Annotated in this window: 24 protein-coding genes; 4 read left to right on the top strand and 20 right to left on the bottom strand. The window is 67.1% G+C overall.

What is annotated here, in order from left to right; all coding sequences use genetic code 11:
• The first annotated feature begins 42 nt into the window (after positions 1-42).
• Positions 43-999 carry a glutaminase A gene (gene glsA / locus ACTQ49_RS01320; protein ID WP_441826027.1) on the top strand — a complete coding sequence of 319 codons (957 nt, stop codon included), beginning with the start codon at positions 43-45 and terminating at the stop codon, positions 997-999.
• Here glsA and ACTQ49_RS01315 read toward each other — a convergent pair.
• From ACTQ49_RS01315 to ACTQ49_RS01300, 4 genes are all read right to left on the bottom strand, one after another.
• Positions 977-2326, bottom strand: a complete 1350-nt coding sequence (locus tag ACTQ49_RS01315; protein ID WP_441826026.1) for a replication-associated recombination protein A — start codon at positions 2324-2326, stop codon at positions 977-979. The genes glsA and ACTQ49_RS01315 overlap by 23 nt on opposite strands.
• A gap of 33 nt (positions 2327-2359) precedes the next feature.
• The gene (locus ACTQ49_RS01310) at positions 2360-3202 is read right to left on the bottom strand and encodes an SDR family oxidoreductase (protein WP_441826025.1); all 843 of its coding nucleotides are present in this window, start codon (positions 3200-3202) and stop codon (positions 2360-2362) included.
• Positions 3203-3269: 67 nt separating this feature from the next.
• On the bottom strand, positions 3270-4061 hold the full coding sequence (locus tag ACTQ49_RS01305; RefSeq protein ID WP_441826024.1) for a dienelactone hydrolase family protein: 792 nt from the start codon (positions 4059-4061) through the stop codon (positions 3270-3272).
• Positions 4058-4912, bottom strand: coding sequence for a tyrosine-protein phosphatase (locus ACTQ49_RS01300; RefSeq protein WP_441826023.1), 855 nt, complete (start codon positions 4910-4912; stop codon positions 4058-4060). The genes ACTQ49_RS01305 and ACTQ49_RS01300 overlap by 4 nt, the downstream gene beginning before the upstream one ends.
• A gap of 138 nt (positions 4913-5050) precedes the next feature.
• Here ACTQ49_RS01300 and aspA point away from each other — a divergent pair, with 138 nt between their 5' ends.
• Positions 5051-6487 (top strand): aspartate ammonia-lyase, encoded by a 1437-nt coding sequence (aspA, locus tag ACTQ49_RS01295; RefSeq protein ID WP_441826022.1) that lies wholly within the window; start codon positions 5051-5053, stop codon positions 6485-6487.
• Positions 6488-6562: 75 nt separating this feature from the next.
• On the opposite strand, the gene ACTQ49_RS01290 is transcribed toward aspA, so the two are convergent.
• The 7 genes from ACTQ49_RS01290 to ACTQ49_RS01260 form a co-directional block, all read right to left on the bottom strand.
• Positions 6563-8080, bottom strand: coding sequence for a sodium:solute symporter family protein (locus ACTQ49_RS01290; protein WP_441826021.1), 1518 nt, complete (start codon positions 8078-8080; stop codon positions 6563-6565).
• Between the two features lie 173 nt (positions 8081-8253).
• The gene (gene aspS, locus ACTQ49_RS01285) at positions 8254-10092 is read right to left on the bottom strand and encodes an aspartate--tRNA ligase (RefSeq protein ID WP_441826020.1); all 1839 of its coding nucleotides are present in this window, start codon (positions 10090-10092) and stop codon (positions 8254-8256) included.
• Between the two features lie 82 nt (positions 10093-10174).
• Positions 10175-11155: a hypothetical protein gene (locus ACTQ49_RS01280; protein WP_441826019.1), complete on the bottom strand. Its 981-nt coding sequence runs from the start codon at positions 11153-11155 to the stop codon at positions 10175-10177.
• Between the two features lie 112 nt (positions 11156-11267).
• Positions 11268-12221 (bottom strand): glycosyltransferase family 2 protein, encoded by a 954-nt coding sequence (locus ACTQ49_RS01275; RefSeq protein WP_441826018.1) that lies wholly within the window; start codon positions 12219-12221, stop codon positions 11268-11270.
• A gap of 75 nt (positions 12222-12296) precedes the next feature.
• Positions 12297-12818 (bottom strand): hypothetical protein, encoded by a 522-nt coding sequence (locus tag ACTQ49_RS01270; protein WP_441826017.1) that lies wholly within the window; start codon positions 12816-12818, stop codon positions 12297-12299.
• Between the two features lie 9 nt (positions 12819-12827).
• Positions 12828-14195 carry a histidine--tRNA ligase gene (gene hisS, locus ACTQ49_RS01265; protein WP_441826016.1) on the bottom strand — a complete coding sequence of 456 codons (1368 nt, stop codon included), beginning with the start codon at positions 14193-14195 and terminating at the stop codon, positions 12828-12830.
• Between the two features lie 6 nt (positions 14196-14201).
• Positions 14202-14924, bottom strand: coding sequence for an MBL fold metallo-hydrolase (locus tag ACTQ49_RS01260; RefSeq protein WP_441826015.1), 723 nt, complete (start codon positions 14922-14924; stop codon positions 14202-14204).
• 9 nt (positions 14925-14933) lie between these two features.
• Here ACTQ49_RS01260 and ACTQ49_RS01255 point away from each other — a divergent pair, with 9 nt between their 5' ends.
• Positions 14934-16178 carry a DUF349 domain-containing protein gene (locus tag ACTQ49_RS01255; protein WP_441826014.1) on the top strand — a complete coding sequence of 415 codons (1245 nt, stop codon included), beginning with the start codon at positions 14934-14936 and terminating at the stop codon, positions 16176-16178.
• A 69-nt stretch (positions 16179-16247) separates the two neighbouring features.
• Here the strand turns inward: ACTQ49_RS01255 and ACTQ49_RS01250 are convergent, their stop codons facing one another.
• From ACTQ49_RS01250 to ruvC, 8 genes are all read right to left on the bottom strand, one after another.
• The gene (locus tag ACTQ49_RS01250; protein ID WP_441826013.1) at positions 16248-18599 is read right to left on the bottom strand and encodes a RelA/SpoT family protein; all 2352 of its coding nucleotides are present in this window, start codon (positions 18597-18599) and stop codon (positions 16248-16250) included.
• Between the two features lie 50 nt (positions 18600-18649).
• Positions 18650-19183: an adenine phosphoribosyltransferase gene (locus tag ACTQ49_RS01245; RefSeq protein WP_441826012.1), complete on the bottom strand. Its 534-nt coding sequence runs from the start codon at positions 19181-19183 to the stop codon at positions 18650-18652.
• Positions 19184-19198: 15 nt separating this feature from the next.
• Entirely contained in the window at positions 19199-20392 is a 1194-nt protein-coding gene (gene secF, locus ACTQ49_RS01240) for a protein translocase subunit SecF (protein WP_441826011.1), read from the bottom strand.
• Positions 20392-22059, bottom strand: a complete 1668-nt coding sequence (gene secD / locus ACTQ49_RS01235) for a protein translocase subunit SecD (RefSeq protein WP_441826010.1) — start codon at positions 22057-22059, stop codon at positions 20392-20394. The genes secF and secD overlap by 1 nt, the downstream gene beginning before the upstream one ends.
• Positions 22060-22092: 33 nt before the next feature.
• Complete coding sequence (yajC, locus tag ACTQ49_RS01230; RefSeq protein ID WP_441826009.1) at positions 22093-22530, bottom strand: preprotein translocase subunit YajC; 438 nt, start codon at positions 22528-22530, stop codon at positions 22093-22095.
• 133 nt (positions 22531-22663) lie between these two features.
• The gene (gene ruvB / locus ACTQ49_RS01225) at positions 22664-23683 is read right to left on the bottom strand and encodes a Holliday junction branch migration DNA helicase RuvB (RefSeq protein ID WP_441826008.1); all 1020 of its coding nucleotides are present in this window, start codon (positions 23681-23683) and stop codon (positions 22664-22666) included.
• Positions 23684-23692: 9 nt separating this feature from the next.
• Positions 23693-24298, bottom strand: a complete 606-nt coding sequence (ruvA, locus tag ACTQ49_RS01220; protein ID WP_441826007.1) for a Holliday junction branch migration protein RuvA — start codon at positions 24296-24298, stop codon at positions 23693-23695.
• On the bottom strand, positions 24295-24846 hold the full coding sequence (gene ruvC / locus ACTQ49_RS01215; RefSeq protein ID WP_441826048.1) for a crossover junction endodeoxyribonuclease RuvC: 552 nt from the start codon (positions 24844-24846) through the stop codon (positions 24295-24297). The genes ruvA and ruvC overlap by 4 nt, the downstream gene beginning before the upstream one ends.
• 65 nt (positions 24847-24911) lie before the next feature.
• On the opposite strand from ruvC, the gene ACTQ49_RS01210 reads away from it, so the two are divergent.
• Positions 24912-25535 carry a trimeric intracellular cation channel family protein gene (locus ACTQ49_RS01210; RefSeq protein ID WP_441826006.1) on the top strand — a complete coding sequence of 208 codons (624 nt, stop codon included), beginning with the start codon at positions 24912-24914 and terminating at the stop codon, positions 25533-25535.
• A 99-nt stretch (positions 25536-25634) separates the two neighbouring features.
• On the opposite strand, the gene ACTQ49_RS01205 is transcribed toward ACTQ49_RS01210, so the two are convergent.
• Positions 25635-26432 (bottom strand): YebC/PmpR family DNA-binding transcriptional regulator, encoded by a 798-nt coding sequence (locus ACTQ49_RS01205; RefSeq protein WP_441826005.1) that lies wholly within the window; start codon positions 26430-26432, stop codon positions 25635-25637.
• Between the last annotated feature and the right edge of the window lie 39 nt (positions 26433-26471).

Here is a 26471-nt window from a genome sequence, read left to right as displayed (position 1 = left end):
CCCCGGTCGCCATGATCCTCACCGCCATGACAGGCTTGGGCCATGGATGACCTGAGCCGTTTCCTGGCCGATGTGCACAAGAAGGTCCTGCCCGAGACCGACGGGCAGGTGGCCTCCTACATCCCCAGTCTCGCCCAGGCCAACCCCGATCCCTTCGGCATCGCGCTGGCGACGGTGGACGGCCAGCTGCACACGGCCGGCGATTCAGAGATCCCCTTCTCTCTGCAGTCGATCAGCAAACCGCTGACCTATGCCCTGGCCCTGATGGAATCCGGCTTCGAGGCGGTCGACGCGGTGGTGGACGTCGAACCCTCCGGGGAGGCCTACAACCGCATCTCCCTGGAGAACGAGACCGGACGGCCGGCCAATGCCCTCATCAATGCCGGCGCGATCGCCTCCACCTCGCTGCTGCCCAGCGGGGGGCGGATGTCACGGCTGCTCCACTTCTACGGACAGCTGGCCGGACGCCGACTCCACGCCGATGCCCAGATCGCCATGGAGGAACTGGAGGGCGGGCACCGCAACCTGGCCATGGCCCACCTGCTGCACTCCTTCGGAAAACTGGCCGACGAACCGGTGCAGGCCACCCGTGACTACTGTGCGGCCTGCGCGACGATGGTGACCACCACCGATCTGGCCTGGATCGCGGCCACCCTGGCCAATTCGGGCTGTCACCCCGGCACCGGGGAACAGGTGATCGACCCGATGGTGGTCCAGCGGGTGCTCTCGGTGATGACCATGTCTGGCATGTACGACGAGGCCGGCTGGTGGATGGTCCGGGTGGGGCTGCCCGGCAAGTCAGGCGTGGGCGGCGGAATCATCGCCGTCGCCCCCGGCAAGCTCGGCCTGGGGGTGTGGTCACCCCGCCTCAACGAGCACGGCTCCAGCGTGCGCGGGGTGCGCACCTGCGAGATCGTCAGCCGCGAGCTGGAATTGCACGTGATGGGTTCGCACCGTCCACCGAGCGAGGACGGTCTCAGCGCCCCAACAGCTTCTTGATCGTCGCCAGCCGATCCTTGATGCCGGCCTCGTTGCCGTGGTCGGTGGGCTGGTAGTAGGTGGCGTCGGCCAGCTCGTCGGGCAGGTACTGCTGCCGGGCGACGGCGTGCGGGGCGTCGTGGGCATAGATGTAGCCCTTGCCGTGCCCCAATTGTTGGGCTCCCGAATAGTGCGCATCGCGCAGGTGGGCGGGCACCAGCCCGATCCGCCCCGAACGCACATCGGCGCGTGCGGCCGAGATGGCGGTGGTGACCGCATTCGACTTGGGAGCGGTGGCGGCGGCGATCGTGGCCTGGGCCAGGGTGAGCTGTGCCTCCGGCATGCCGATCAGCTGCACCGCCTGGGCCGCGGCCACGCAGGTCTGCAGCACCGATGGTGCCGCCATGCCGATGTCCTCGCTGGCGCTGATCACCAGCCGTCGGGCGATGAAGCGGGGATCCTCACCGGCCTCCAGCATGCGAGCCAGGTAGTGCAGCGCGGCGTCGACGTCGGAGCCGCGCACGCTCTTGATGAAGGCGCTGATGACGTCGTAGTGCTGGTCGCCGTCCTTGTCATAGCGCAGCGCGGCCCGGTCCACGGAGTTCTCGACGATCTCGGAGGTGATGGTCTGCTGCCCCATGGCGCGCGCCCCGGCGGCCGACTCCTCCAGGTAGGTGAGGCTGCGACGCGCATCCCCACCGGCCAGCCTGATGATGGTGTCGCGGGCCTCGGGTTCGATCTGGAACTGCCCACCCAGCCCGCGCTCGTCGGAAAGACCACGATCCACCAGCACCCCGATGTCGTCGTCGGTCAGCGGCTTGAGGGTGAGCAGCAGCGATCGCGACAGCAAGGGCGAGATGACGCTGAAGGACGGGTTCTCGGTGGTGGCCGCGATCAGCGTGACCAGGCGGTTCTCCACGGCGGGCAGCAGGACGTCCTGCTGGGCCTTGCTGAAGCGGTGCACCTCGTCGACGAAGAGCACGGTGGCGCGACCGTGGGCCAGTTCCCGACGGGCGGTCTCCAGCTCGGCGCGCACCTCCTTGACCCCGGCGGTCACGGCGGAGACCTCGACGAAGCGGCGTTGCGTGGCCTGGGAGACGACCGCGGCAATGGTGGTCTTGCCCACCCCGGGCGGGCCCCACAGGAAGACGCTCATCGCGGTGGTGCCCTCGGCCAGCCGACGCAGCGGCGACCCGGCGCCCAGCAGGTGCTGCTGACCCACGATCTCGTCGAGCGTGCGGGGACGCAGCCGTACGGCCAGCGGCAGGTGGTCATGGCTGGCGCCGCCGAGCGTGCCGCCCGTGGCCGCGAGCTCCGCGGAATCGGGATTGCCGAACAGGTCAGTCATGGTCCGACGAGCCTACCCCGCAGCCGTCGGCGCTCAGTGGCCCCGGGCCGCCAGCGTCTCCTCGAAGCTCTGCGCCGGCTGGCCGGTCACCTGCTCCACGGCACCCGAGACGAGCTCGAGGTCGCCTTCGGCAATGGCGGTGTAGGTGGAGACCCAGGCGTCGAGCTGCCATGCAGGGGCCTGGTAGCTGGCGCGGGAGGCGTAGGCCTCCTCGACGGACTCCTCCTGGTAACGCGTCGGGCGACCAGCAACTCGCGTCATCTGCTCGGCGATCTCCGCGATGGTGAGCGCCTGGGGGCCGGTGAGGTCGTAGGTGGCGTCGCGGTGCGAGGTGGGATCCTGCAGGACCGCGGCCGCGACACGCGCCACGTCGTCGATGGCCACGGCTGCGACTCGTCCTTGACCGGCTGGACCGGCGATGACTCCGTCTACGGCGAAGTCGAGGAAGGCCTCCTGGTAGAAGTTGTCCCGCAGGAAGGTCCATGCCATGCCGGATTCGCGCAGCATCGCCTCGGTCGAGCCGTGGTCACGTGCCAGGGCGAAGGTGCTGTCGGGGGCGGCCCCGATGAAGGAGGTGTAGACGACGTGCTGCACCCCGGCCCGGGCTGCAGCATCGATGACCGCCTGGTGCTGCGCCAGACGGTCTGCGCTTTCTCCCGCCGAGACGAGGAGCAGGGTCTCGATGCCACTCAGCGACTCGATCGTCTCGTCGGAGAGGGTGTAGGCCATCCGTGCAACCTCGGCTCCCGCCAGCTGCGGTGCCTTCTCCGGGCTCCGCAGCAGAAGGGTCTGCTCGATCCCGGCTTCCGCCAGAAGTCGTGCGACTCGACCGCCGAGGCGGCCGCTGGCTCCGGTGACACCGATCGTGTTCGTCATGCCCGTAGCAACCCCGCGGCTGGTCGGACTATTCCGGGTCTGGGCGCCGGCTGCGCCTGTGCCGAGGTCAGCGACCGGTGAGGGTACGGCTGGCCGGCTTGCGGTCGATCTCGTCAGGGTGGTGCTCCAGCAGCCAGACATAGGTCTCGTTCCAGGCGTCCTCGCTGGCCTGTGCGTGGTGGAACATCGGCAGCGGATTGTCGAAGGCGTGGCCAGCGCCGGGCCAGGAACTGAACTCCACGTCGCTTCCTTGCCCGATCACGCCTGCGATCCGCTGCGCCTCCGCGAAGGGGATGTACTCGTCGGCCTCGCCGAAGTGGTGCAGGCTGGGGACGGTGACCACCGGGATCGTGTCGACGATCTGCGGCAGGGCCGAACCGTAGTAGCTGACCAGGGCGTCGGGACGCTGGTCACCCTCCACACCGGAGGCCGCCGCGTAGGCGAGCCCGCCGCCGTAGCAGAAGCCCATCAGCGCCACTCGCGAGCCGGTCTCGGGCAGCTGGCGCAGGTGTGCGACGCAGTCACGGATGTCGCCCACCGTCTCGTCCCACGGGTTGGCCTGCATCAGTTCCATGGCGTGTGGCAGGGCCGCCGGGTCGTCCTCGGTGATCACGGTACCGCCCACCCGCCAGTAGAGATTGGGCAACAGCACCGTCCACCCCTCGTCGGCCAGGTCGGCGGCACGCTGGTGCAGGTAGTTGGTGATCCCGAAGATCTCCTGCACCAGGACGATCCCGGCACCCGTGCCGTGCTCGGGGCGGAAGAGCTTGGCGGGAATCGCCCCATCGGCCACCTCCACGGTGGTCTCGGTCATGGTGACTCCGGTCCTGGCCTGCCAGGCGCGGGGAAGATCGTTCATCGGTTCTCCTCGGTCTTGTCGTCGGACCCCAGCAGCTTGCGGTGCAGCGCGGCGCTGTCCTGCTCATTCCATCCCTGGCGACGCAGCCAGGCGCGTACTCCCCCGTCGGGGCCGTCACCGTAGAGCTCGTCGAGGCTGGCCAGCAGCATCCGCATGGTCTCTGCCGGGGTGGCCTGGTCGGCCACCGTCTGGCCGGCCATCTCGTCGGCATAGGTCGGCGTGTTCGCCAGGCGCTGGAAGACCAGTTCGATGCGTTCATTGGTGGCGTCATAGTCGGCCACCACCGCGTCACGGTCCACGCCCACCTCCGTCAGCGCCATGGCACAGATGGTGCCCGTGCGGTCCTTGCCCGCGGCGCAGTGCACCAGCACCGATCCCCGGGCGTGGGCGATGGCGCGCAGGGCCTTGAGCACATTGTCCGGGCGTTGCGAGAGATAACCCAGGTAGTGGTTGGCCAGGTGCTCCTCATGGCTGTGTGCGCTGCGATCGGCGAGCACCTGCTCGTCCTCCCAGGGCAGGCGATCGGGTGCCTCGTCGCGGTCGTCGGGGATGCCCTTCTCGTCGGCCTGTTCCGGGTAGAGGGTGAGTTCGTGGAAGGTCAGCGGCTCGGCCTTCAACGGGCCGTCACCGGTCCCCCGCCGCTCCACCGGGGTGCGCAGGTCGACCACGTCGGTGACGCCGAGCTCGTCGACGATGCGGCGCACCGACTCGGCAGGCAGGTCCTGCAGGTTGTCGGTACGGATCACGGCCCCGTGCCGGGTCACCGTCCCGGCCGAGGTGGGCTTGCCACCCAGGTCACGCATGTTCACCACGCCGGGCAGGTCGATCCAACTGATCTGGGGCAGTTCCATGGCCCCCAACCTACCGCTTTCACGACAACGGCCCAGATCAGCTGACGAGCGCCCCCAATCCATGACATGTTTGTGTCAGCACCGAATCATTTGCGGCCAATCCGATCTTGGCCGAATTATTTCGAAGGGAATCACCTGATGAGCTCCGCTTTTCGCCAGGAGGATGATCTCCTGGGAATCCGCGAGGTACCGGCCGAGGCCTATTACGGCATCCACACCGCCCGAGCCATGGAGAACTTCACCATCTCCGGCGTCACGATCAACCAGGTTCCGGAGTTCATCCGGGGCATGGTCCAGGTGAAGAAGGCCTGCGCCCTGGCCAATGCCGAGCTCGGGGCCATTCCGTCGCAGGTGGCCGAGGCCATCGTCTGGGCCTGTGACCAGGTGATCGTCGAGGGCCGCTGCATGGACCAGTTCCCCATCGACGTCTTCCAGGGCGGCGCCGGGACCTCGCTCAACATGACCACCAATGAGGTGATCGCCAATCTGGCCCTCGAACACCTGGGGCACCCCAAGGGCAGCTACCACATCGTCAATCCGAATGACCACGTCAACCGCAGCCAGTCGACCAATGACGCCTATCCCACCGGTTTCCGCATCGGCGTCTACACCGCCCTGAAGGGTCTGCACGCTGCCGTGCGCGAACTGTCCACGGAATTGCGTCACAAGGGCGAGGAATTCTCCGAGGTGCTGAAGATGGGCCGCACCCAGCTGCAGGATGCCGTCCCCATGACCTTGGGCCAGGAATTCCACGGCTGGTCGTGCACCCTGGACGAGGAACTCGTGCAGTTGGATGCCACGGCGCGGCTGCTGCTGGAGGTCAACCTGGGGGCCACCGCGATCGGTACCGGCCTGAACACCCCCAAGGGTTATGCCCCCTTGGCGGTGCGCAAGCTCGCCTACGTCACCGGTTATGCCTGTGTGCCGGCCCCAAACCTGATCGAGGCCACCAGCGACTGTGGTGCCTACGTCATGGTGCACGCGGCGTTGAAGCGCCTGGCACTGAAGCTGTCCAAGATCTGCAATGACCTTCGTCTGCTGTCGTCGGGCCCCCGAGCCGGGCTCAACGAGATCAACCTGCCGGAGATGCAGGCCGGCAGCTCGATCATGCCCGCCAAGGTGAACCCGGTCATCCCCGAGGTCGTCAACCAGGTCTGCCTCAAGGTCTACGGCAATGACACGACTGTCCTGATGGCGGCCGATTCCGGCCAGCTGCAGCTCAACGTGATGGAGCCCGTGATCGGCCAGTGCATGTTCGAGTCGATCAAGCTGCTGGCCTCGTCCTGCACCACCCTGCAGAGCAAGTGCGTCAGGGGCATCACCGCCAATGCCGATCAGTGCCGCAACTACGTGATGAGCTCGATCGGCATCGTCACCTACCTCAATGACCTGATCGGCCACCGCCAGGGCGACCTGATCGGCAAGGAGTGCGCCGCCACCGGCAAGTCGGTGCGCGAGGTGGTGTTGGAGCGGGGCCTGCTGGACGAGGCGACGTTGGATCGCGTCTTCTCGGTGCAGAACCTGATGCACCCGGCCGACGTCAGCCGCCTGAAGGACAGCACCGGGGCCCTCTGAGCGTCCCGGCAGCACGATGGCCGGGTGGGATCGCTTCCCACCCGGCCATCGTCGTACTCCGTCGGCCTCGTCGGCTCAGGCCACCACGTGGTCGTCGTTGGTCCCGACGTAGTCGAGCATCTCGTCCACCTCACGGGGAACCTCGACGCCCCTGGCCTTGTTGATGGCGCCGATGAGCAGGTAGAACAGGCCGCTGACCAGCATCGGGCCCACGGTGACCCAGTCGGCCGGGAAGTCGTCCTTCCAGATCTGGCTCACCGCGAAGGTGACCACACCGAAGAAGATGCCAACGATCGCGGCGGTGCCGTCGCTGTGGCGGAAGCGCTTGAACAAGCCCAGCAGCAGCGGCATGCCGGTCACACCGACCAAGGCACCGAACCAGGTGATGATCATGCCGATGATGTCGCCGAAGGCATCCTTGTTGAGGCCCACCACCACGGTGACCACGGTGAACAGCACCGTGATGATGCGTGCCAGGCGCAGCGAGGCGGCACCACCCATCATCACCTCGTCAAACTTGCGGCTGAGCACCGGAAGGATGTCGCGCTGGGTCACGGCCGAGAGCGTGTTGATGTCGGAGACGGTCATGCCCATCGTGCTGGCGAACATGCTGGCCAGCACCAGCCCGATCAGGCCGTGCGGCAGGTAGGTCTCGGTGAGCAGCGGGTAGAGCTGCGAGGCGGGATCCTCCAGGCCGGGGTGCAGCAGGCGGCCGGCCCACATCGGGGCGAAGATCAGCAGGGGCCACACCAGGTAGAGCAGTGAGCTGAGCAGTTCGGCCTTACGGGCCTCCTTGCCATTGCTGGTGGAGATGAAGCGGGCCGCCAGGTTCCAGTTGCCGCCGTTGTACTCGAAGGTCTTGGCGAACAGGTAGAGGGCGCACCACAGCATGGTGTAGTTGCCGTTGAAGGGGCTGGAGAAGTTCGGCTCGATCTGGTTGAGCTCACCCCACATCGACAGGTAGTTCAGGCCGCGTGCCGACAGGGCCTGCCCGACACCGATCAGGATGACGATGCCGGCCACCAGCTGCACGCCGAACTGCACGAAGTCGGTCAGCAGGTCGGCCCACAGGCCGCCGATGGTGATGTAGACCAGGCTGACCGCGCCGGACAGCACGATGCCCTGCCAGATGGGAAGGCCGGTGAAGCCATTCATCAGCACACCGATGGAGGCCCACTTGGCGCCGATGTCGACCAGCTTCATCAACACGCCGAGCCAGGCGATGGTCTGCTGCGCGGGAAGCCCGTAGCGCATCTTGAGGTATTCGGTGGGCGACTGGATGCCCAGCTTCTGGCGCAGGCGCGGCCACCGCGGGGCGAAGATCTTGGCGCCGATCAGGGTGGCGCCGGCGATGACCAGCGCCCACCACACGTACATGGTGAAGCCGAGGTTGTAGGCGATGGCGGCATAGGCGACGAAGACCACACCTGAATGGCCCGAGACGTGGTGCGAGACGCCCGAGAGCCACCACGGCACCTTGCCGCCACCGACGAAGAAGTCACCGGAATCGGAACTCTTGCGCTTTGACCAGACGCCGATGCCGATCATCAGCAGGAAGAAGGCACCGACCACGATCCAGTCGAGCAGGGACACGATGAACCACCTTGTCCGTCAGGGGGCTCATCCTCCGGCGCCCGCAACCGCCTGATCTTCTCGTCGGTCCGGACGCGTGACTGTGGGGTTGCCACAAGTTGCCTCGGACACCACGCAGCGGGCCGGGCAGCCCAGTGGGATGCCCGGCCCGTGACGCAGGATGTTGCCGCAGGTCAGTTCTTGTCGGCCGGCTTGGCCTTCTGGTCCGCTGCCTCGGACTTCTCCGCGCCCTTGGCCTCGTCCATCTTGGGCTTGGCGTCGACGCCGGCCTCCTTGCGCTGCTGCGGCGTGATCGGCGCCGGGGCGGCGGTCAGCGGGTCGAAGCCGCCACCCGACTTCGGGAAGGCGATGACGTCGCGGATGGTGTCGAACTTGCCCAGCAGCATCACCAGGCGGTCCAGGCCGAAGGCGATGCCACCATGCGGCGGAGCGCCGAAGGCGAAGGCGTCCAGCAGGAAGCCGAACTTCTCCTTGGCCTCCTCCTCGTTGATGCCCATCACGTTGAACACGCGCTGCTGCACGTCGGGACGGTGGATACGGATGGAGCCGCCACCCACCTCGTTGCCATTGCAGACGAAGTCGTAGCCGTAGGACAGGGCCGAACCGGGATCGGTGTCGAAGCTGTCCAGGTGCTCCGGCTTGGGCGAGGTGAACGCGTGGTGCACGGCCGTCCACTTCGAGTTGCCCAGCGCCACGTCACCCGAGGCGGTGGCCGCGGCGGTGGACTTGAACATCGGGGCGTCGACGACCCACAGGAAGCTCCAGGCGTCCTCGTCGATCAGGCCGCAACGCTTGCCGATCTCCAGGCGGGCGGAGCCCAGCAGTTCCTGGGAGGTCTCGCGCTCGCCGGCGGCGAAGAAGATGCAGTCGCCGGGCTTGGCGCCGGCGGCCTCCGCGATGCCCGCCTTCTCCGTCTCGGAGATGTTCTTGGCGACGGGACCACCCAGCTCGCCGTCCTCACCGACCGTGATGTAGGCCAGGCCCTTGGCGCCGCGCTGCTTCGCCCATTCCTGCCAGGCGTCGAACTGGCGACGGGGCTGGCTGGCACCGCCGGGCATGACGACGCAGCCGACATAGGGATTCTGGAAGACGCGGAAGGGGGTGTCCTTGAAGAACTCGGTGACCTCGCGGATCGGGTTGTCGAAGCGCAGGTCGGGCTTGTCCGAGCCGTAGTTGTCCATGGCGTCGTGCCAGGTCATCCGCGGCAGCGGGGTGGGCATCTCGACGCCGATCAGCTTCCAGCACTCGCTCATGACCTTCTCGGCCAGGGCGATGACGTCGTCCTGGTCGACGAAGCTCATCTCGATGTCCAGCTGGGTGAACTCGGGCTGGCGGTCGGCGCGGAAGTCCTCGTCGCGGTAGCAGCGGGCGATCTGGTAGTAGCGCTCCATGCCGGCCACCATCAGCAGCTGCTTGAACAGCTGGGGGCTCTGCGGCAAGGCGTACCAGCTGCCCGGGTGCAGGCGGGCCGGCACCAGGAAGTCACGCGCACCCTCGGGGGTGGAGCGGGTCAGCGTCGGGGTCTCGACGTCGTAGAAATTCGCCTCGTCCAGCACGCGACGGATCGTGTGCGTCACCTGCGAACGCAGCACCATGGCGTCGTGCATGCGCGGCCGACGCAGATCAAGGTAGCGGTACTTCAGTCGGGCGTCCTCACCGACTCCGGTGCGCTCGTCGATCTGGAAGGGCAGCGGCGCGGCCGCATTGAGCACCTCGAGCTCGCGAATGGCCACCTCGATCTCGCCCGTGGCGATGTTCGGGTTGATGTTCTCCTCGGTGCGAGCATCGACGACGCCCGTCACCTGGATGCAGAACTCATTGCGCAGGTCGTGGATGCCGGCCTTCTCGAGGTACTCGTCGCGGACGACGATCTGGCAGACGCCCGAGGCATCACGCAGGTCGATGAAGGCCACGCCGCCGTGATCACGCCGCTTGGCGACCCATCCGGCAAGGGTGACAGTGGTTCCGACGTCGGCCTTGGACAGGCTTCCGGCCTCATGGGTGCGCAGCATGCGTATTCCTTTCTGGGGCCACGCATAGACGGTGCGTGGCCAGACGATTGCATGCCCAACCCTAGGGCATCCCAGCCACGGATCAGCCCCGATTGCCTCGCCCGGGCACCATGCCCGGTTCGATGTAGACCGAGACTCCGCGCCCACCGGTGCACAGGACATACCTTGCCGAGACACAGGTGTAGGTGGACCGTTCGCCCGTTCTGGGGTCGTCCGACTCCACCAGGAAGACACCGTCAGCTCCGCGTGGAACCTTGCGAGCCACGAGACGCGCCTGCTGACAGTCGGCCAGCGGCCCGGCTCCCACCCCACCGCCGCAGCTCTGCACGTGGTCCGGGAAGGTCTGTCCATCACCACCCGGTTGGCTCCCGGGATGCTCTTGGGGCGGCCGACCATCCCCGGGCCAGGCAGGCCACCCGTCCCGGTCTCGCCCGTGACCGGGCCCGTCCGGATCGGGCCCGTCCGGATCGGGCCCGGGCTGGTCAGGACGGGCCCGGTCAGCGCGGTCGTGGGGCGATGGCTCCGCGGCGGGCCCTGGCTGCCCGGTCTCCGACTGGGTGGGGACAGCGGCCTGGGGTCGCACAGTGGCCTGCGTCGCCAAACTGACCACCGGGGCGCGATCGGGGTCGGGCCCCGGGGACTGGTCTTCCATCACCCCAAGATTGCTGGGACCTCTGCGTGGACTCTGGGCGACGCTGGGAGTGGCGGTGGCTGAGCTGCGCTTCGACGGGAGGGCGAAGCTCGGCAGGGGCTCGCTGACCGTGCCGCCACTGCTCTCGTAGCCCTCCGAGAGCAAAACGCCCAGGCCGACACCTGCGGTGACCGTACATCCCACCAGTCCCAAGGCCATGGCGAGGCGTCGCGCGCCTCCGGATGGCTGCGGCTGGCCGCCCCGGGGCGCAGCCTCGGCACCTGGGCTGGCCGCCTGCCTGGCCGGCCGGAAGTACTCCTCGGGGATCGGTGGCGCCGGCGCCGGTCGACCGCCGTCGCGCAGTCCCAGACCACAGTCCGGGCAGTAGTTGGCCGGTGCCGGGTGTTCCCGGTCACAGTTCGTGCAGAACATCGCTCCCCCGTTCGGGCACCCCCGTGCCCGGCCGCCAGACTAGGACCCGACGAATGCTTCTGCGAGTCCCCTGTTCAGGGGGCATCGACGGGGAGGGAAAGGCATGTGGGGCTCAGTTCTTGGGCCGTCCGTACTCCTCTCGGTTCAGCCCACCAGCTCCTCGTACCAGCCCGAGCCCGCCGGCCCGTTCGGCTGCAGCCCGCCCCGCAGCCCGCTGGTCGCCAGCGCGGACTGCACGCCACAGCCCCACTTGTCCCCTGCCGTAGCGAGCCAGGCCCTTTGCCATGGTCCGGGCCCTGAAGACGAGCGCAGGACGAGGCTTCATGTCGATCACGCGAGCGCGCACCCACGACTCCCCGAACCGCGTGAGGCGCTGTTCGATCCAGGCGTGCTCCAGTCGGTCTGCGGGAACCTCCTCGCTGACCTCGGCCTCATCACACCACACCACACGCCCACCGGCTCGGCGCAGGTCCTGACCGAATTTGGAGTCCTCGCCACCGGTCAGACCGAATCGGGGGTCGAACTGAACCTTCTGACACCTGATGAAGTCCATGTCCAGCAGCAGGTTGTTGGTCGCGGTCCCGCTGCGCACGTCGCCCGTGCCTGCCGTGACCCGGTCGAAGAGCCCGGTCGCCCGGATCCAGTCATCCACCGGCTTGACCGGATCGGAGCGCACCGGCCCCGTGACCGCCTGTGCACCGGTCTCCCGCCAGGTGTCCACCAGATTCAACAGCCAACGCTCGCCAGGGTGTTCGTCGTCGTCGATGAAGGCCAACAACCGGGCGCCGGCTGCCTCGTGCAGTGCCCGATTGCGTGCGGCAGAAAGCCCCGGCGTGGTCTCGTTCACGTAACGCATCAGGACCGGCAGCTGCGCTGCCTCCACCACCGATCGGGCCTGGCCCTCAGGCGAGTTGTCCACCACCAGGAGCTCCGCGCGCCAGCCAGCCTGCACCGCCTGTGCCACCTGCTCGGACAGCTCCGGCAGCACGGCCGCCAACAGCTCATTGCGTCGGTAGGTCAGAACGGCCAGCACGAGGCTGCCGAGGTTCGCGGTGGTGGAATCCATGCGCCAGATCCTAGCGAGGACGGCCACGGAGCAATGACGAGCCACCCGCGGACGCCCCGTCCCCTCAGTCGCGATTCAGCCCCCGGTGGTCCGCAGCACCCTGACGATGAATTCCAACGCGTCCAGCCCTGCCTCCAGGCCTCGAGGCCGCACCACCCGTACGACCAGCAGTCCGTCGCCACAGAGGACGGCGTCCACCGAAGGGTTTGGGCGAGCCACGTCCAGCAGTGGTGCCAGCGTGTCGGGAAGGGTGCCCTCGGCACCGTGCGAGTCCAGGGTGAATGCAGTTCCCCTGGGCACCTTCGTCGCCAGCAGCCACCGCGTGCGGTGGGGCCGCCCATGCCCCAGCAACGGGGACTCCACCACCAGCTCGGTCCGCAGGCCCCGGGGCATCCCGCGATAGCAGCGCTGCACCACACCCACCGCGTGGCTCCCGAACGTCCTGCCCTGGAGCCCGAAGATGTCGACCCACGGGACGAACTCGTGGTCCGAGACGAAGTGGTGCAGCGCGTCACGACGCAGGAGCCAGCTGAAGAAGGCGACGATGACCACCGCCATGAAGGCGACTCCCCCCAGGGCCACCAGGATCGGCGTCATGGCAGCGGGTCAGGCCTCCATGGTGATCCGCGGCCGCAGGTCCTCGGCCGGGGGCATCCACGTGCTGGCGTCGGCGTCCTGCTGGTCTCCGGAACGGATGTCCTTGACCTGACCGTTCAGACCGCCGAACCATACATGGGGAATCCCACGGCGATCGGCGTGCTTGATCTGCTTGCCGAACTTGTCCGCCTTGGGGGCCACCTCGCAGGGGATCCGACGGCCACGCAGGGCCTGCGCGACCTCCTCCGCCACGTCGCGGGTCTCCTCGTCGTCCACGGCCACCAGGACGGCGCTGGGCACGCTACGGTCCGCAGCGATGCGCCCCTTGCTGATCATGGGTCCGAGCAGTCGCGTGACTCCCAGGGAGATCCCGACACCGGGGAAGGTCACCTTGCCGTCGCTTGCCAGGGAGTCGTAGCGACCACCCGAGCTGATGGAGCCGAGCTTCTCGTGGCCCACGAGTTCGGTTTCGTACACGGTTCCGGTGTAGTAGTCCAGCCCGCGAGCGATCTTGAGGTCTGCCACCATGCGCCCCGGCACCCGCCTGTTGGCCGCCAGCACCACTCGCCGCAGCAACTCCAGCCCCTCGTCCAGCATCTCGTGCTCGACGCCGAGCGCACGGACCTGGTCGACGAAGGAGTCGTCGGGAGTACAGATACCAGCCAACGAGACGCACTTGCCGGCTGCCTCAGCACTCAGGCCAAGCTCCCCGGTGAGCAGCTCGACGACGGCCTCGCCGCCGATCTTGTCGAACTTGTCGACGCGCTGCAGCACGTCCAGGGTGTTCACCTGTTCGAACTCGCCGCCGGATTCACCGATGCCCAGTCCCCGGTAGAACCCTTCCGCCAGCTTGCGGTTGTTGACGTGCATCAGCGCCTGCGGCAGACCCAGCTCGACGTGCATGCGTTCCAGCGCCGCGAGCATCACGAGCGGCGCCTCGACGTCGAAGTGCTCCGGCAGGGCATCCTGACCGACGATGTCGATGTCGGCCTGCAGGAATTCGCGATAGCGGCCCTCCTGGGGGCGCTCGCCGCGCCACACCTTCTGGATCTGGTAGCGGCGGAAGGGGAAGGCCAGGTGACCGGCATTCTCCATCACGTAGCGGGCGAAGGGCACCGTCAGGTCGAAGTGCAGGCCGAGATCGTCCGCCTTGCCCTGTTCGGTCTCGTCGGCGTGCAGGCGACGCACGACGTAGACCTCCTTGGTGATCTCGCCCTTGCGCGTCAGCGTGTCCATCGTCTCCACGGCACGGGTCTCGATGGAGGCGAAACCGTGCAGTTCAAAGGTCTCGCGCAGGATGTCCAGCACGGCGGTCTCCACCATGCGGCCAGCGGGCAGGAATTCCGGGAAGCCGGAGAGCGGCTTGGGGCGGGCCATCAGTTGTCACTTTCCATCGTCGATCGGGTTCTGCAGGGCCATCAGGGCATGCGGCTGCAGCCACGGATTGTTGATTCGCTCGTGGCCCACCGTGGTGGCGGGTCCGTGCCCGGGCAGCAGGTGCGCCTCGTCGGGCAGGGGCAGCACCTGGGTGGCAAGGCTACTCGCCATCTCGAAGGCTGAGCCGCGGGGCATGTCGGTGCGACCGATCGAGCCGGCGAACACGACGTCCCCGGCCAGCACCAGCAGCGCGTCGTCGGTCTCGGGCAGGAGCAGTGTGCAGCCGGGGGTGTGACCGGGCGCGTGACGCGTGGCGAACCGAATTCCGGCAGTCACCACGTCACCGTCGTAGTTGCGCACGTCACGGGGCGGGGTGAAGGTGGTGCTGCCGTAGAGCGACTCGAGGATGGGCCGCGAATCCTCGCTGAGCGCCAGCAGGGGTTCGCTCAGCAGGTCGGCATCCGCCTCATGGATCCAGACGGGCACCTCGGCCTCGTCAGCGATCTGCGCCGCGGACGCCACATGGTCCACGTGACCATGGGTCAGCAGCACGGCATCCAGTGTCAATCCGTACTGCTCGATGCCACGTCGCACGCCCTCGGTTGCGCCGACCCCGGGATCGACCACCACGCACGGGCCACCCTCGGCGCGCGCCATCAGGTAACAATTCGTCTGCCAGGGACCGGCCGGAAATGAGGCAATGAGCACATTGGGCAGCTTATCGGGCAAGATGGAACCATGAGCGAAACTGCAGGTCCGAACCCATTCGGTCGCGTTGAAGACGATGGCACCGTCTATGTCGTCACCTCGGAAGGCGAGCGACGGGTCGGCCAGGTCCCCGATGTCGAACCAGCCGAAGCCCTCGCCTTCTACGTGCGACGCTTCCAGACCCTTGAGACCGAGGTGGGCCTCCTGGAGGCCCGCGTCAAGTCCGGCGCCCTCGGAGTGGAGGAAGCCCGCAAGTCGATCGAGTCGCACCGCAAGAACATCACCGACGCCAATGCGGTGGGTGACCTCGCTTCGCTGCTGGTCCGCCTCGAGGCGTTGACCCCCGCCGTGGAGGCGCAGCAGGAGCAGCGCCGCGCGGAGAAGGCCAAGGCGGCCGAGCAGGCCAAGGCCGAGAAGGAGCGGATGGTCTCCGAGGCCGAGAAGCTGGCCCAGGGCAATGACTGGCGTGGCGGTGTCAACCGCTTCCGCGCCCTGCTCGAGGAGTGGAAGGCGCTGCCCCGCATCGACCGCGCCACCGACGATGCCCTGTGGCACCGCTTCTCCAGCGCCCGCACCACCTACACGCGCCGCCGCAAGGCCCAGTTCGCCGAGCAGAACAAGAAGCGCGAGAGCGCCAAGCAGCTCAAGGAGCAGATCATCGAGGAGGCCCGTCCGCTGGCCACCTCGACGGAATGGGGCCCCACCGCTGGCGCCTTCCGTGACCTGATGGCCCGTTGGAAAGCTGCCGGCTCGGCACCTCGAGCCGAGGACGACAAGCTGTGGGCCACCTTCCGTGGCATCCAGGACGAGTTCTTCGCCGCCCGCGACGCCGCCATGGCGGAGCAGGACAAGGAGTTCATCGGCAACCAGCAGGCCAAGGAGGCGCTGCTGGACGAGGCCGAGAAGACCATCCTCCCGGTCACCGATCTGGCCGCCGCTCGCACCCAGTTCCGCGACTTCCTCGCCAAGTTCAACGAATACGGCAAGGTGCCCCGCGATGCCATCCGTCCGTTGGATGCCCGGGTGCGCAAGTTGGAGACCGCCGTCAAGGAGGCCGAGGCCGAGGAATGGCGTCGTACCGATCCGGAGGCCCGTCAGCGCGCTGCCGACACCGTGGCCATGTTCGCTGGCCAGATTGACAAGCTGACCAAGCAGGCGGAGAAGTACGAGGCCGAGGGCAAGGAGAAGAAGGCCAAGGAAGCCCGAGACTCCATCGCGTTCAACCAGACCCTGCTGGAGCAGGCCCAGAAGTCGCTGGACGAGTTCAAGGCCTGAGCTCCTACAGGACCCTCTTCCACCAGGACACGGTCCCCGTCGCGCACTGGGCGACGGGGACCTGTCATGTCACGAGCGCACGCGGAAGACGTCGTAGACCCCGGGCACCCGTCGCAGGCTGGACAGCACGTGCTCCAGATGCGACGGGTCGGAGCTCTCGAAGGTGATGCGCATCGTGAACAGCTGTCCCCCGGTGGCATTCATCGTGGCCTGCGTGATGTTGATGTGCTGGTCGGCCAGTGCGCGGCTGATGTCCGCGAAGGCTCCCTGACGGTCGAGCCCCTCCAGCTGCACATTGACCAGATAGCCCTGACCCTGCGCATTGTCCCAGGAAACCTCGACGATCCGTTCCGGGTTCTGCAGCAGGTTGCCGGCATTGGTGCAGTCCCGGCGATGGACGCTGACGCCGTCGCCGCGAGTGATGAAGCCCAGGATCTCGTCGCCCGGCATCGGGGTGCAGCACTTGGCCAGTTTGACGTAGAGGCTGGAATCGCCTTGCACCACCACGCCGGTCTCGGACCGCTGGCTGCGGCCACGCCGACGTCCGACCGGGGCCTCCTCCAAGGACTCCTCCGCCATGGCCTCCGCACCGCCCGTCAGGGCGATCAGTCGGTGCATGACATTCTGCGCGCTGGCGGTGCCCTCACCGATCGCGGCGTACAGGGCTGAGGTGTCCCCCAGCTTCATGGCGTCGGCGACGCTGGCCAGGTGCTCCGGGGTCAGCACTCGCTGCAGTGGCAGTCCGGACTTGCGCATCTGGCGGGCGAGGTCGTCCTTGCCGCGCTCGATGGCCTCTTCTCGTCGTTCCTTGCTGAAGTAGGCCTTGATCTTGCTGCGTGCCCGAGGGCTGGTGACGAAGTTCAGCCAGTCCCGCGACGGCCCAGCATTCTCGTCCTTGCTGGTGAGAACTTCCACCACGTCACCATTGGCCAGTTTGGACTCCAACGGAACCAGACGGCCGTTGACCCGAGCACCCACGCAGCGCGCTCCCACCTGGGTGTGCACCGCGTAGGCGAAGTCCACCGGGGTGGCACCCGACGGAAGGGCGATCACATCGCCCTTGGGCGTGAAGGCGTAGACCTCGCTGGAGTTGATCTCGAAACGGAGTGCATCGAGGAATTCGCTGGGGTCCTCGGTCTCCTTGCTCCACTCGTTCAGGTTGTGCACCCACGACAGGTCGGTGCCCTCGGCCTCGGAGATGCCCTGCCCCTGGACGGGATTGCGCAGGGCCTCCTTGTACTTCCAGTGCGCCGCGACGCCGTACTCGGCACGACGGTGCATCTCATGGGTGCGGATCTGCAGCTCCACCGGCTTGCCGCCCGGGCCGAGCACCGTGGTGTGCAGGCTCTGGTACATGTTGTACTTCGGCATGGCGATGTAGTCCTTGAACCGGCCCGGGAGGGGATTCCACCGCACGTGCATCACGCCGAGCGCGGCATAGCAGTCCCGCGGGGTGTCCACCAGGATGCGCAGGCCCACCAGGTCGTAGATGTCCTTGAACTCGCGGCCCCGAACCACCATCTTCTGGTAGATCGAGTAGTAGTGCTTGGGCCGACCGTAGACCGTGGCCTTGATGTTCGCGTCGGCCAGGTCCAGTTGCACCTGCTTGATCACCTCGCGCAACTGGCGTTCGCGCTGTGGAGCGAACTCCGCCACCAGCCGCACGATCTCGTCGTAGACCTTGGGATGCATGGCCGCAAAGGAGAGGTCCTCCAGCTCCCACTTGACCGCATTCATGCCCAGGCGGTGTGCCAGCGGGGCGAAGATCTCGAGCGTCTCGTTGCCGATCCGGTACTGCTTGTCCGGGCGCAGGAAGTTGATGGTGCGCATGTTGTGCAGCCGGTCGGCCAGCTTGATGACCAGGACACGGATGTCCTTGCTCATGGAGATGACCATCTTGCGCAGGGTCTCGGCCTTGGCGGAGTCGCCATAGGTCACCTTGTCCAGCTTCGTGACCCCGTCCACCAGCAGGGCCACTTCCTCACCGAAGTCGGCGGTCAGCTGTTCCATTGTGTAGGAAGTGTCCTCCACGGTGTCGTGCAGCAGCGCCGCCACCAGCGTCGGCTCCGTCATGCCCAGCTCGGCCAGGATGGTGGTCACGGCCAGCGGGTGGGTGATGTACGGATCGCCCGACTTGCGGGTCTGGCCCCGGTGATAGTGCTCAGCAGTGTTGTAGGCGCGCTCCAGCAGCGCCAGGTCAGCCTTCGGGTGGTTGGCCCGCACCACCTTGAAGAGCGGATCGAGGACGGCCAGCGTGGGCGTGCGGGGTGCCCCCAACCGCGCCAGGCGCTGACGCATCCTCATCCGAGGTGCTTCCGGGCCGGAGTTGAAGCGGTCGGGGGCCGGATCCGGTTGACCGCTGCCCCCGGATCCGGCCGCGCTCCCCTGTGTGTACGGTCCGTAGACTCCGTCGACGCTCACAGGGGACCTCCCATTGGGTCAGGGTGAGGGCACACCCGCAGGTGCTGCGCTCACGCAGTCAGGATGGAGCTGAAGGAGTCGATGCCCGACTCGTCCAGCACGGCGCGGCCGTTGAGGAAGCTGAGTTCCATCACCACGGCGACGTGCACCAGGTTGACGTCCAGCTTGCGCAGCAGCTTTGCCGTGGCGCCGATCGTACCGCCCGTGGCCAGCACGTCGTCCACGACCATCACGCGGGATCCGGCAGGGATGGCGTCGCGGTGCATCGTGAGCGTCTCGGTGCCGTACTCCAGGGCGAACTGCTCCTCGAAGACTGGCCGGGGCAGTTTGCCGGGCTTGCGCACAGGCACGAAACCGGCGCCCAGGGCAGTGGCCACCGGCGCTGCGAAGATGAATCCGCGCGCCTCCATCCCGACGACGATGTCGATCTCACCCGGCGCAGCGGCCACGATCTGGTCGATGGACGCCTGGAAGCCCTCCGGCGACGCCAACAGCGGCGTGATGTCCTTGAAGACGACGCCCGGCTTCGGGAAGTCCGGAACGTCCTTGATCAGGGACTTGATGAGTGTCTGCTGGTCCTGCATGTGACTTCCCCCGGTTCACTTGCCCTTGCGGGCGCTTCTGGTGGTCCGCACGGTCTGGTTGCGGCCGTTCTGGGTGCGCCGAGTGGTGCGTTGCACAGGTGCCCCTGCCCCGGCAGCCACGGCCTCACCGTGGTGCGCCCGCTGGGCCTTGCGCTCCGCGCGACGCGCCAGGTTGGCGCGATGCTCCTTCATCTGCGGCTCGCGTTCCCGCAGCCAGGCCAGCAGCGGGGTCGCGATGAAGATGGACGAGTACGCACCCGCGACCATACCGACGAACAGGGCGAGGCCCAGGTCCTTCAGCGGCCCGGAACCGAGCACGAAGGCGCCGGCGAAGAGCAGGGCTGCCACCGGCAGAACACCGATGATGGTGGTGTTCAGCGAGCGGACCAGCACCTGGTTGACGGCGTGGTTGGCGGCCTCGGAATAGCTGCGAGCCTGCTTGGGCAGGTCGGCAACATTCTCCTTGACCTTGTCGAAGACCACCACGGTGTCGTAGAGCGAGTAGCCCAGGATGGTCAGGACACCGATCAGGCTGGACGGGGTCACAGTGAAGCCCAGCCAGGAGTACACGCCGACGGTCAGGATGAGGTCGTGCATCAGGGCCACCAGCGCCGCGATGGACATCTTCCAATCGCGGAAGTAGATCCAGATGAGCAGGCTCACCAGCACCAGGAAGACGACCAGGGCCTGGACGCCCTTCTTGGTGATCTGTTCACCCCAGGAGGCGCCGATCAGCGAATAGGTGACGTCGTCGACCTGGGCCCCCGTCGCCTCCGCGATTGCCGCACGCACCTTCTTGACCTCGGCATCATCCAGGGTGCGGCTCTGCACCTTGACCTCGCCGCTGCCGATGGTCAGCACGGTGGTGGCATCCATCTCCGGCAGGTCGGTGTCCATCACGGCGTCGGTCACCGTACCGATCGTCTGGGCATTGACCTGGGTGGGGGCAGAGAAGTCGGCACCGCCCTTGAACTCGATGCCCAGGTTCAGCCCGCGCAGCAACAAGGACAGTACGGCCAGCCCGATCACGACGCCGGAGATGATGAACCACAGCTTCTTGCGCCCGACGAAGTCCCAGGAGACGTCACCGGTGTAGAGCCGGTGCGCCAGACTGAGCTTTCGGCCATGGGAGTCGACATTGAGGACCTGTTCGCCGGACACCTGCTCGTCGGGAGCCTTCTCGTCGAGGGGGACGTGGGGGGTGCTCATCATGCCTCCTCGGCGGTGGTGGTGGCGTCCACGGCGGTGGCGCCCGTGCTGGTTGCACGCGTGGTGCGGGTGGTGCGCCCGTGGCGCTGGGTGGCGGACCGGTCACTGCGGATCCCGAGCAGCGAGTTGCGGCTCACACCCAGGTGCTCCGGATCAAGACCGGACCACTTGTGGCCCTCGCCGAAGAACTTGGTGCGGCCCAGCAGGCTCATCAGCGGCTTGGTGAACCAGAAGACGATGGCCATGTCGATCAGGGTGGTCAGGCCCAGTGTGAAGGCGAAGCCCTTGACGGCGCCCACGGCCAGGATGAAGAGCACCACGGCCGACAGGAGGGAGACGCCATCGGCGATCACGATCGTGCCGCGCGCCTTCTTCCAACCGGTCTCGATGGCCGACTTCAGGGTGCGTCCATCACGGATCTCGTCGCGGATGCGCTCGAAGTAGATGATGAAGGAGTCCGCCGTCACACCGATCGCCATGATGGCGCCGGCGACGCCGGGCAGGTTCAGCGCGAAGCCCATCGCCTCACCCAACAGCGTCATGGTGGCCCACGTGATCACCGCGGCGATCACCAGCGAGCCGATCACGATGATGGACAGACCGCGGTAGTAGAAGATCGAGTAGGCCACCACCAGCAGCAGGCCGATGATGCCCGCGATGATGCCGGCGCGCAGCTGCTCGCCGCCCAATGTGGGGCTGACCGTCTGCACTTCGGAGATGTCGAACTTCAGGGGCAGCGCACCGTAGTTCAGGACATTGGCCAGATCCTGCGCGGTCTTCTGCGTGAAGTTGCCGGTGATCTGGGCCTGGCCGTTGAGGATGGCCGCCTGGATCACCGGGGCCGAGACGACCTTGCCGTCCAGCACGATCGCATTCTGGTTCTCGGGCTGCTGCTTGTTGACCAGCTGTGTGGTCGCCTCGCCGAAGGCCTTCTTGCCCTCGTCGTCGAAGGTCAGGTTCACCGCCACCTGCACGGTGCCCTGCGGGATGCCCGAGGTGGCCTCCTTGACGTGCTTGCCCTCGATCACCACGGGTCCGAGCAGATACTTGGCCGTACCCTCCTGGTCACAGGTGATCAGGGGCTGGTCGATGACGTCGACGGTCGGCTTGCCACACTCGTACTTCTGGAACTCGGCCAGATCGGAGGCGCTGGGCGTGAAGCTCATCGCCTTGTCCAAGGGCAAGGCCTTCCCGGTGCTCTTGGCACGTGCGGTGGGCGGCGCCGTGGGCAGGCCTGGCGCCTGGGGGGCGCCCGGCGTCGGGCTCGCCGACGGCTGGGTCATGGTGGGCTCGACGGCATGGACATTGCGGAACATCAGCTGGGCGGTGCGGCCGACCATCGCGGTGAGGTCGTCATTGCTCACATTGGGAACGCTCACCACGATGTGCTGATTGCCCTGGGTGGTCACCTGGGCCTCGCCGACGCCGATGGCGTCGACGCGCTGCTGGATGATCATTCGGGCCTGTTCCAGGTTCTCGGGAGAGATGGCACCCGATCCATTGGTGTTCGAGGCCGTCAGCGTGATGGTGGAACCACCCGCGAGATCAAGACCGAGACGGGGCTTCCAGGTGTTCGCCAGGGCCATCAACCCGAACAGCGCTGCCGCGCACAGGGTGAAGATGGTCAGCGTCCGCCCGGGATGCGATCGGTTGGTGCTGCTTGCCACAGTGGTTGTCCTTGTCCAGATCGTCGCGAGCGATCAGTTGTTGCGGGGGTGGGGCTGGGCGGACGAGCCCTCAGGCTCGGCGACGCTCGTCTGAGGGCCGGCAAAGGGCTTCTCGAGCGCCGGGGTGCCATCAGCGGTGGTCACCTCATCGTCCGGGACTGCCCCGGTGGCATCGTCCAGGGAGGCGGGCGCCTCGTCGTCGAACTCGAACTCCTCCTCGTCGGGCGTGACGAGCTTGATGACGGCCTGCTTGGTGGCGGTCACCTCGACGCCGGGCGCGATCTCGACGATGACCTGCTCATCGCCCACATGCGTGATGGTCCCGAAGATGTTGCTGGTGAGCAGCACCCGGCTGCCCTCGGCCAGCGCGTCGCGCAGTCGGGCCTGTTCCTCTGCCTGCTTCTTCAGGGGTCGCTGCAGCAGGAAGCTGAACAGGAGCATGCCGGCAAGCACGATCAGGATGGTGGTCAAGTCTTTCCCGTCCTCGAGGGTTCGCGGGGCCCCATCACTCCGTCTGGGGGGAGCGGGGCCGTGGTCCATCCGAAAGAGTACCCACTGCGTGCCACCCGACACGATGCAACAGGCCGACCGGGCGGTCGATTGTTCAGCTCCCGAAGAGGTCTTGGGCTGCGGGAGGTGTCAGACCCAGGTGTTCCCAGGCACGGCGTGTTGCCACGCGTCCGCGAGGTGTGCGCATCAGGAAACCGAGCCGCACCAGGAAGGGCTCCGCAACCTCCTCCACCGTCTCCGTCTCCTCGCCCACGCTGATCGCCAGGGTCGAGAGCCCCACCGGGCCGCCGGCGAACTTGGTGCAGATGGACTCCAGGACCGCACGGTCCAGACGGTCCAGCCCCAGGGGATCCACCTCGTACAGCTCCAGCGCCTCGGCCGTGATGCGACGGTCAACCCGGCCCGCATGCTTCACCTCGGCATAGTCGCGGACACGGCGCAGAAGCCGGTTGGCAATACGGGGCGTACCGCGGGAACGCATGGCGATCTCCATGCCGGACTCCGCATCCAGTGGCACCCCCAGCACGTCAGCCGAACGCATGACGATGTGCTGCAGGGCCATGTCCTCGTAGAAGTCCAGATTCGCAGTGAACCCGAAGCGGTCACGCAGCGGGCTGGGCAGCATCCCGGAGCGAGTGGTGGCCCCCACCAGCGTGAACGGAGGGATCTCGATCGGGATGGCCGTGGCGCCCGGCCCCTTGCCCACCACGACGTCCACCCGGAAGTCCTCCATCGCCAGATAGAGCATCTCCTCCGCAGGACGACTCATCCGGTGGATCTCGTCGAGGAAGAAGACCTCCCCCTCGACCAGCCCGGAGAGGATGGCGGCCAGATCACCGGCGTGCTGTATCGCCGGCCCCGACGAGATGCGCAGCGGTGCCCCCATCTCACTGGCGATGATCATGGCCAAGGTCGTCTTGCCCAGACCGGGGGGCCCGGAGAGCAGGACATGGTCAGGTGTGGTCCCGCGGTGCCTCGCGGCGGCCAACACCAGTCCCAACTGGTCACTGACACGCGGCTGGCCCTCGAAATCGGCCAGGCTTGCTGGACGCAGGGCGGCCTCGACGGCCCTCTCCTCCGGTTCGGCATGCGGATCCACCGCGGAATGTTCCACGTCGCAACCCTACTTGCGGGCCAAGGAGACCAGTGCGGCACGCATCAGGACCGCGATGCCCACCTTCGGGTCCTCCTCCACCAGGTGGGCCACCTTGTCACAGGCCACCTCGGCGTCCTTGGCGGACCAGCCAAGCCCGTGGAGGCCCTCGGCAACCTGCTCGCGCCACTGCTCGGAGCCCACACCGGTGGCCGTGGGCACGCTGACCGCTCCCAGCGCGTTCACCTTGTCCTTGAGCTCGATCACCATCTTCTGGGCGCCCTTGCGCCCAATTCCGGGCACCTTGCACAGGGCAACCAGGTTCTCGCTGGCGATGGCAGACCGGAAATCCTCGGGGTCCATCACGCTCACGACGGCCTGCGCAATCTTCGGGCCAATCCCACTGGCCTGTTGCACCAACTCGAACAGGTCTCGTTCATCGGCCGACTGGAAACCGTAGAGGGTCATCGAGTCCTCGCGGACCACCAGGCTGGTGTGCACGGTGGTCTCGGCGCCCAGCCGCACGGAAGCCGCTGTGGCCGGCGTGCACAGGGACCTCATGCCGAATCCGTTGACGTCGAGCACCAGCCAGGTGCCGCCGACCGCGGTCACGGTTCCGGTGAGGTGACTGATCATGGTTTCCTCCTGCTGGTCGTGGCTCGAGCCGTGCTCGTCTGCTGGCGCCGGGCGCGTTCCACCGCCTCGGCATAGCGATTCGTCGCCTGTCCCCGCCACAGATGACAGATGGCCAGGGCGACGGCATCCGCCGCGTCCACGGGCTTCGGCGGGCCGGTGAGCTTCAGGATCCGAGCCACCATCGCCCCCACCTGCGCCTTGTCCGCCCGGCCGGATCCGGTGATGGCCGCCTTCACCTCACTCGGTGTGTGGAGCACGACGGGGATGCCATGGCGCGCGGCCACCAGCATCGCAATCCCGGCTGCCTGGCTGGTCCCGGTGACCGACTGGAGGTTGTGCTGGGCAAAGACCCGCTCCACCGCCACGGCATCGGGACGGTGCTCGAGCACCCATTCCTCGATGCCCGTCTCGATGCCGAGCAGTCGTCTGGCCGGGTCAAGATCGGCTGGGGTGCGGACGACGCCAACTCCCACCAATGTCAGCTGACGCCGCGCATCCTGGTCCACCACCCCGATCCCACACCGGGTGAGACCGGGATCCACCCCCAGAACCCGCACCAGACCTCCCATTGATCGAACAAGCGTTCGGAATACTACTCCACTAGGCTCTGACCGTGTACCTCCTCGACTTCGTCGGAGTGTTCGCCTTTGGCATTTCAGGCGGACTGGTGGGCGTGCGACGCCACTTCGACATCTTCGGCATCCTCACCCTGGCCTTCGTGACGGCATTGGGGGGCGGGATCGTGCGCGACCTGCTGCTGGGCCTCACTCCCCCGGCCAACATCCAGAATCTTCCGCTGGTCCTGACGGCCCTGGGTGCCGGGCTGCTGACCTTCTTCGTCGAGGGGACCATCGCCAAGCTGCGACGGGCCGTGCTGATCGCCGATGCCATCGGCCTGGGAGCCTTCACGGTCACCGGCAGCCTGACCGCCATCGCCAACGGGAGCACCGGACTCGAGGCCATCCTGGTCGGCGTCATCACCGCAACCGGTGGTGGCGTCATTCGCGACGTACTAGCAGGCCGTCCCCCCAGCGTCTTCAGCCGCGAGCTCTATGCCCTGCCGGCGCTCCTGGGCGCCATCCTCACCGACGCCGCGGCGCGGTTCGGCGTGCTGGACATTCCCGTGGTGGGGCGCCTGGTGGTTTGGGGTCTGGTGGTCCTCGTCTTCGGCCTGCGACTGGCCGCCATCCGGTTTCGGTGGAAGTCACCGACCCCACCGCGAGCATCGCACGAGTGACGCCGACTCCTTGACCGCGGCGGGAAGACGGCACGCCACGCATGACGGCGCCCGTCCCGGTGGGGACGGGCGCCGTCATGGTCGCGGGTCAGCTGCGCGTCAGTCCTCCGCCTCGATGGCGGCCTGCAGCTCCGGGCTCAGCTCCACATTGGTGTAGACATTCTGGACGTCGTCGGACTCCTCCAGGGCGTCGACCAGCTTCTCGATCTTCTCGACGACCTCCCGCTCGGTCACGACCTGACCGAAGCTGGGCATGAAGGAGACATCTGCCGAGTTGTAGTCGATGCCAGCCGCCTGGACGGCCTTGCGCACCTCCACCATGTCATTCGGGTCGCAAATCAGCTCGAACTCGTCACCGTTGTCGTTGACGTCCTCGACATTGGCCTCCAGAGTGGCTTCGAGCAGCTCGTCCTCGGTCACCTCGCGGGTGGTGGTCTTGCGCCCCTCCTCCACCTCCTGCTTCTTGGCGACGGTGACGACACCCTTGCGCTCGAACAGGCGCTGCACAGAACCGCCGTCGGCGATGGTGCCACCATTGCGGGTGACAGCCACACGCACGTCCGAGACCGCGCGATTGCGGTTGTCGGTCAGGCACTCGATCAGGATCGCGACGCCGTCGGGGCCGTAGGCCTCATACATGATCGTCTCGTAGTTGACCGCATCCGAACCGACACCGGAGCCGCGCTTGACGGCGCGATCGATGTTGTCATTGGGGACCGAGTTCTTCTTGGCCTTCTGGATTGCGTCGTACAGTGCCGGATTTCCCCCAGGATCACCGCCGCCCACACGCGCTGCAACCTCGACATTCTTCACCAGCTTGGCAAAGAGCTTGCCGCGCTTGGCGTCGATGACTGCCTTCTTGTGCTTCGTGGTGGCCCACTTGGAATGACCGGCCATACGCAACCACACCTCTCGTAGAGAATCCTGCCGACAGAT

The sequence above is a fragment of the Luteococcus sp. Sow4_B9 genome, from assembly GCF_052116585.1.
Lineage (GTDB): Bacteria > Actinomycetota > Actinomycetes > Propionibacteriales > Propionibacteriaceae > Luteococcus.
This window is presented reverse-complemented; position numbering and strand designations above follow the sequence as displayed.

What these genes read in the sequence shown, in the direction of transcription:
- ACTQ49_RS01275 (WP_441826018.1), bottom strand. Translation starts at nt 12,221, where the DNA reads ATGGATTCCACCACCGCGAACCTCGGCAGCCTCGTGCTGGCCGTTCTG.
- ACTQ49_RS01300 (WP_441826023.1), bottom strand. Translation starts at nt 4,912, where the DNA reads ATGGAACTGCCCCAGATCAGTTGGATCGACCTGCCCGGCGTGGTGAAC.
- secF (WP_441826011.1), bottom strand. Translation starts at nt 20,392, where the DNA reads ATGAGCACCCCCCACGTCCCCCTCGACGAGAAGGCTCCCGACGAGCAG.
- aspS (WP_441826020.1), bottom strand. Translation starts at nt 10,092, where the DNA reads ATGCTGCGCACCCATGAGGCCGGAAGCCTGTCCAAGGCCGACGTCGGA.
- ACTQ49_RS01280 (WP_441826019.1), bottom strand. Translation starts at nt 11,155, where the DNA reads ATGTTCTGCACGAACTGTGACCGGGAACACCCGGCACCGGCCAACTAC.
- ACTQ49_RS01305 (WP_441826024.1), bottom strand. Translation starts at nt 4,061, where the DNA reads ATGAACGATCTTCCCCGCGCCTGGCAGGCCAGGACCGGAGTCACCATG.
- ruvA (WP_441826007.1), bottom strand. Translation starts at nt 24,298, where the DNA reads ATGATCAGTCACCTCACCGGAACCGTGACCGCGGTCGGCGGCACCTGG.
- ACTQ49_RS01245 (WP_441826012.1), bottom strand. Translation starts at nt 19,183, where the DNA reads ATGCAGGACCAGCAGACACTCATCAAGTCCCTGATCAAGGACGTTCCG.
- aspA (WP_441826022.1), top strand. Translation starts at nt 5,051, where the DNA reads ATGAGCTCCGCTTTTCGCCAGGAGGATGATCTCCTGGGAATCCGCGAG.
- ACTQ49_RS01255 (WP_441826014.1), top strand. Translation starts at nt 14,934, where the DNA reads ATGAGCGAAACTGCAGGTCCGAACCCATTCGGTCGCGTTGAAGACGAT.
- glsA (WP_441826027.1), top strand. Translation starts at nt 43, where the DNA reads ATGGATGACCTGAGCCGTTTCCTGGCCGATGTGCACAAGAAGGTCCTG.
- ACTQ49_RS01205 (WP_441826005.1), bottom strand. Translation starts at nt 26,432, where the DNA reads ATGGCCGGTCATTCCAAGTGGGCCACCACGAAGCACAAGAAGGCAGTC.
- ACTQ49_RS01315 (WP_441826026.1), bottom strand. Translation starts at nt 2,326, where the DNA reads ATGACTGACCTGTTCGGCAATCCCGATTCCGCGGAGCTCGCGGCCACG.
- ACTQ49_RS01310 (WP_441826025.1), bottom strand. Translation starts at nt 3,202, where the DNA reads ATGACGAACACGATCGGTGTCACCGGAGCCAGCGGCCGCCTCGGCGGT.
- ACTQ49_RS01270 (WP_441826017.1), bottom strand. Translation starts at nt 12,818, where the DNA reads ATGACGCCGATCCTGGTGGCCCTGGGGGGAGTCGCCTTCATGGCGGTG.
- hisS (WP_441826016.1), bottom strand. Translation starts at nt 14,195, where the DNA reads ATGGCCCGCCCCAAGCCGCTCTCCGGCTTCCCGGAATTCCTGCCCGCT.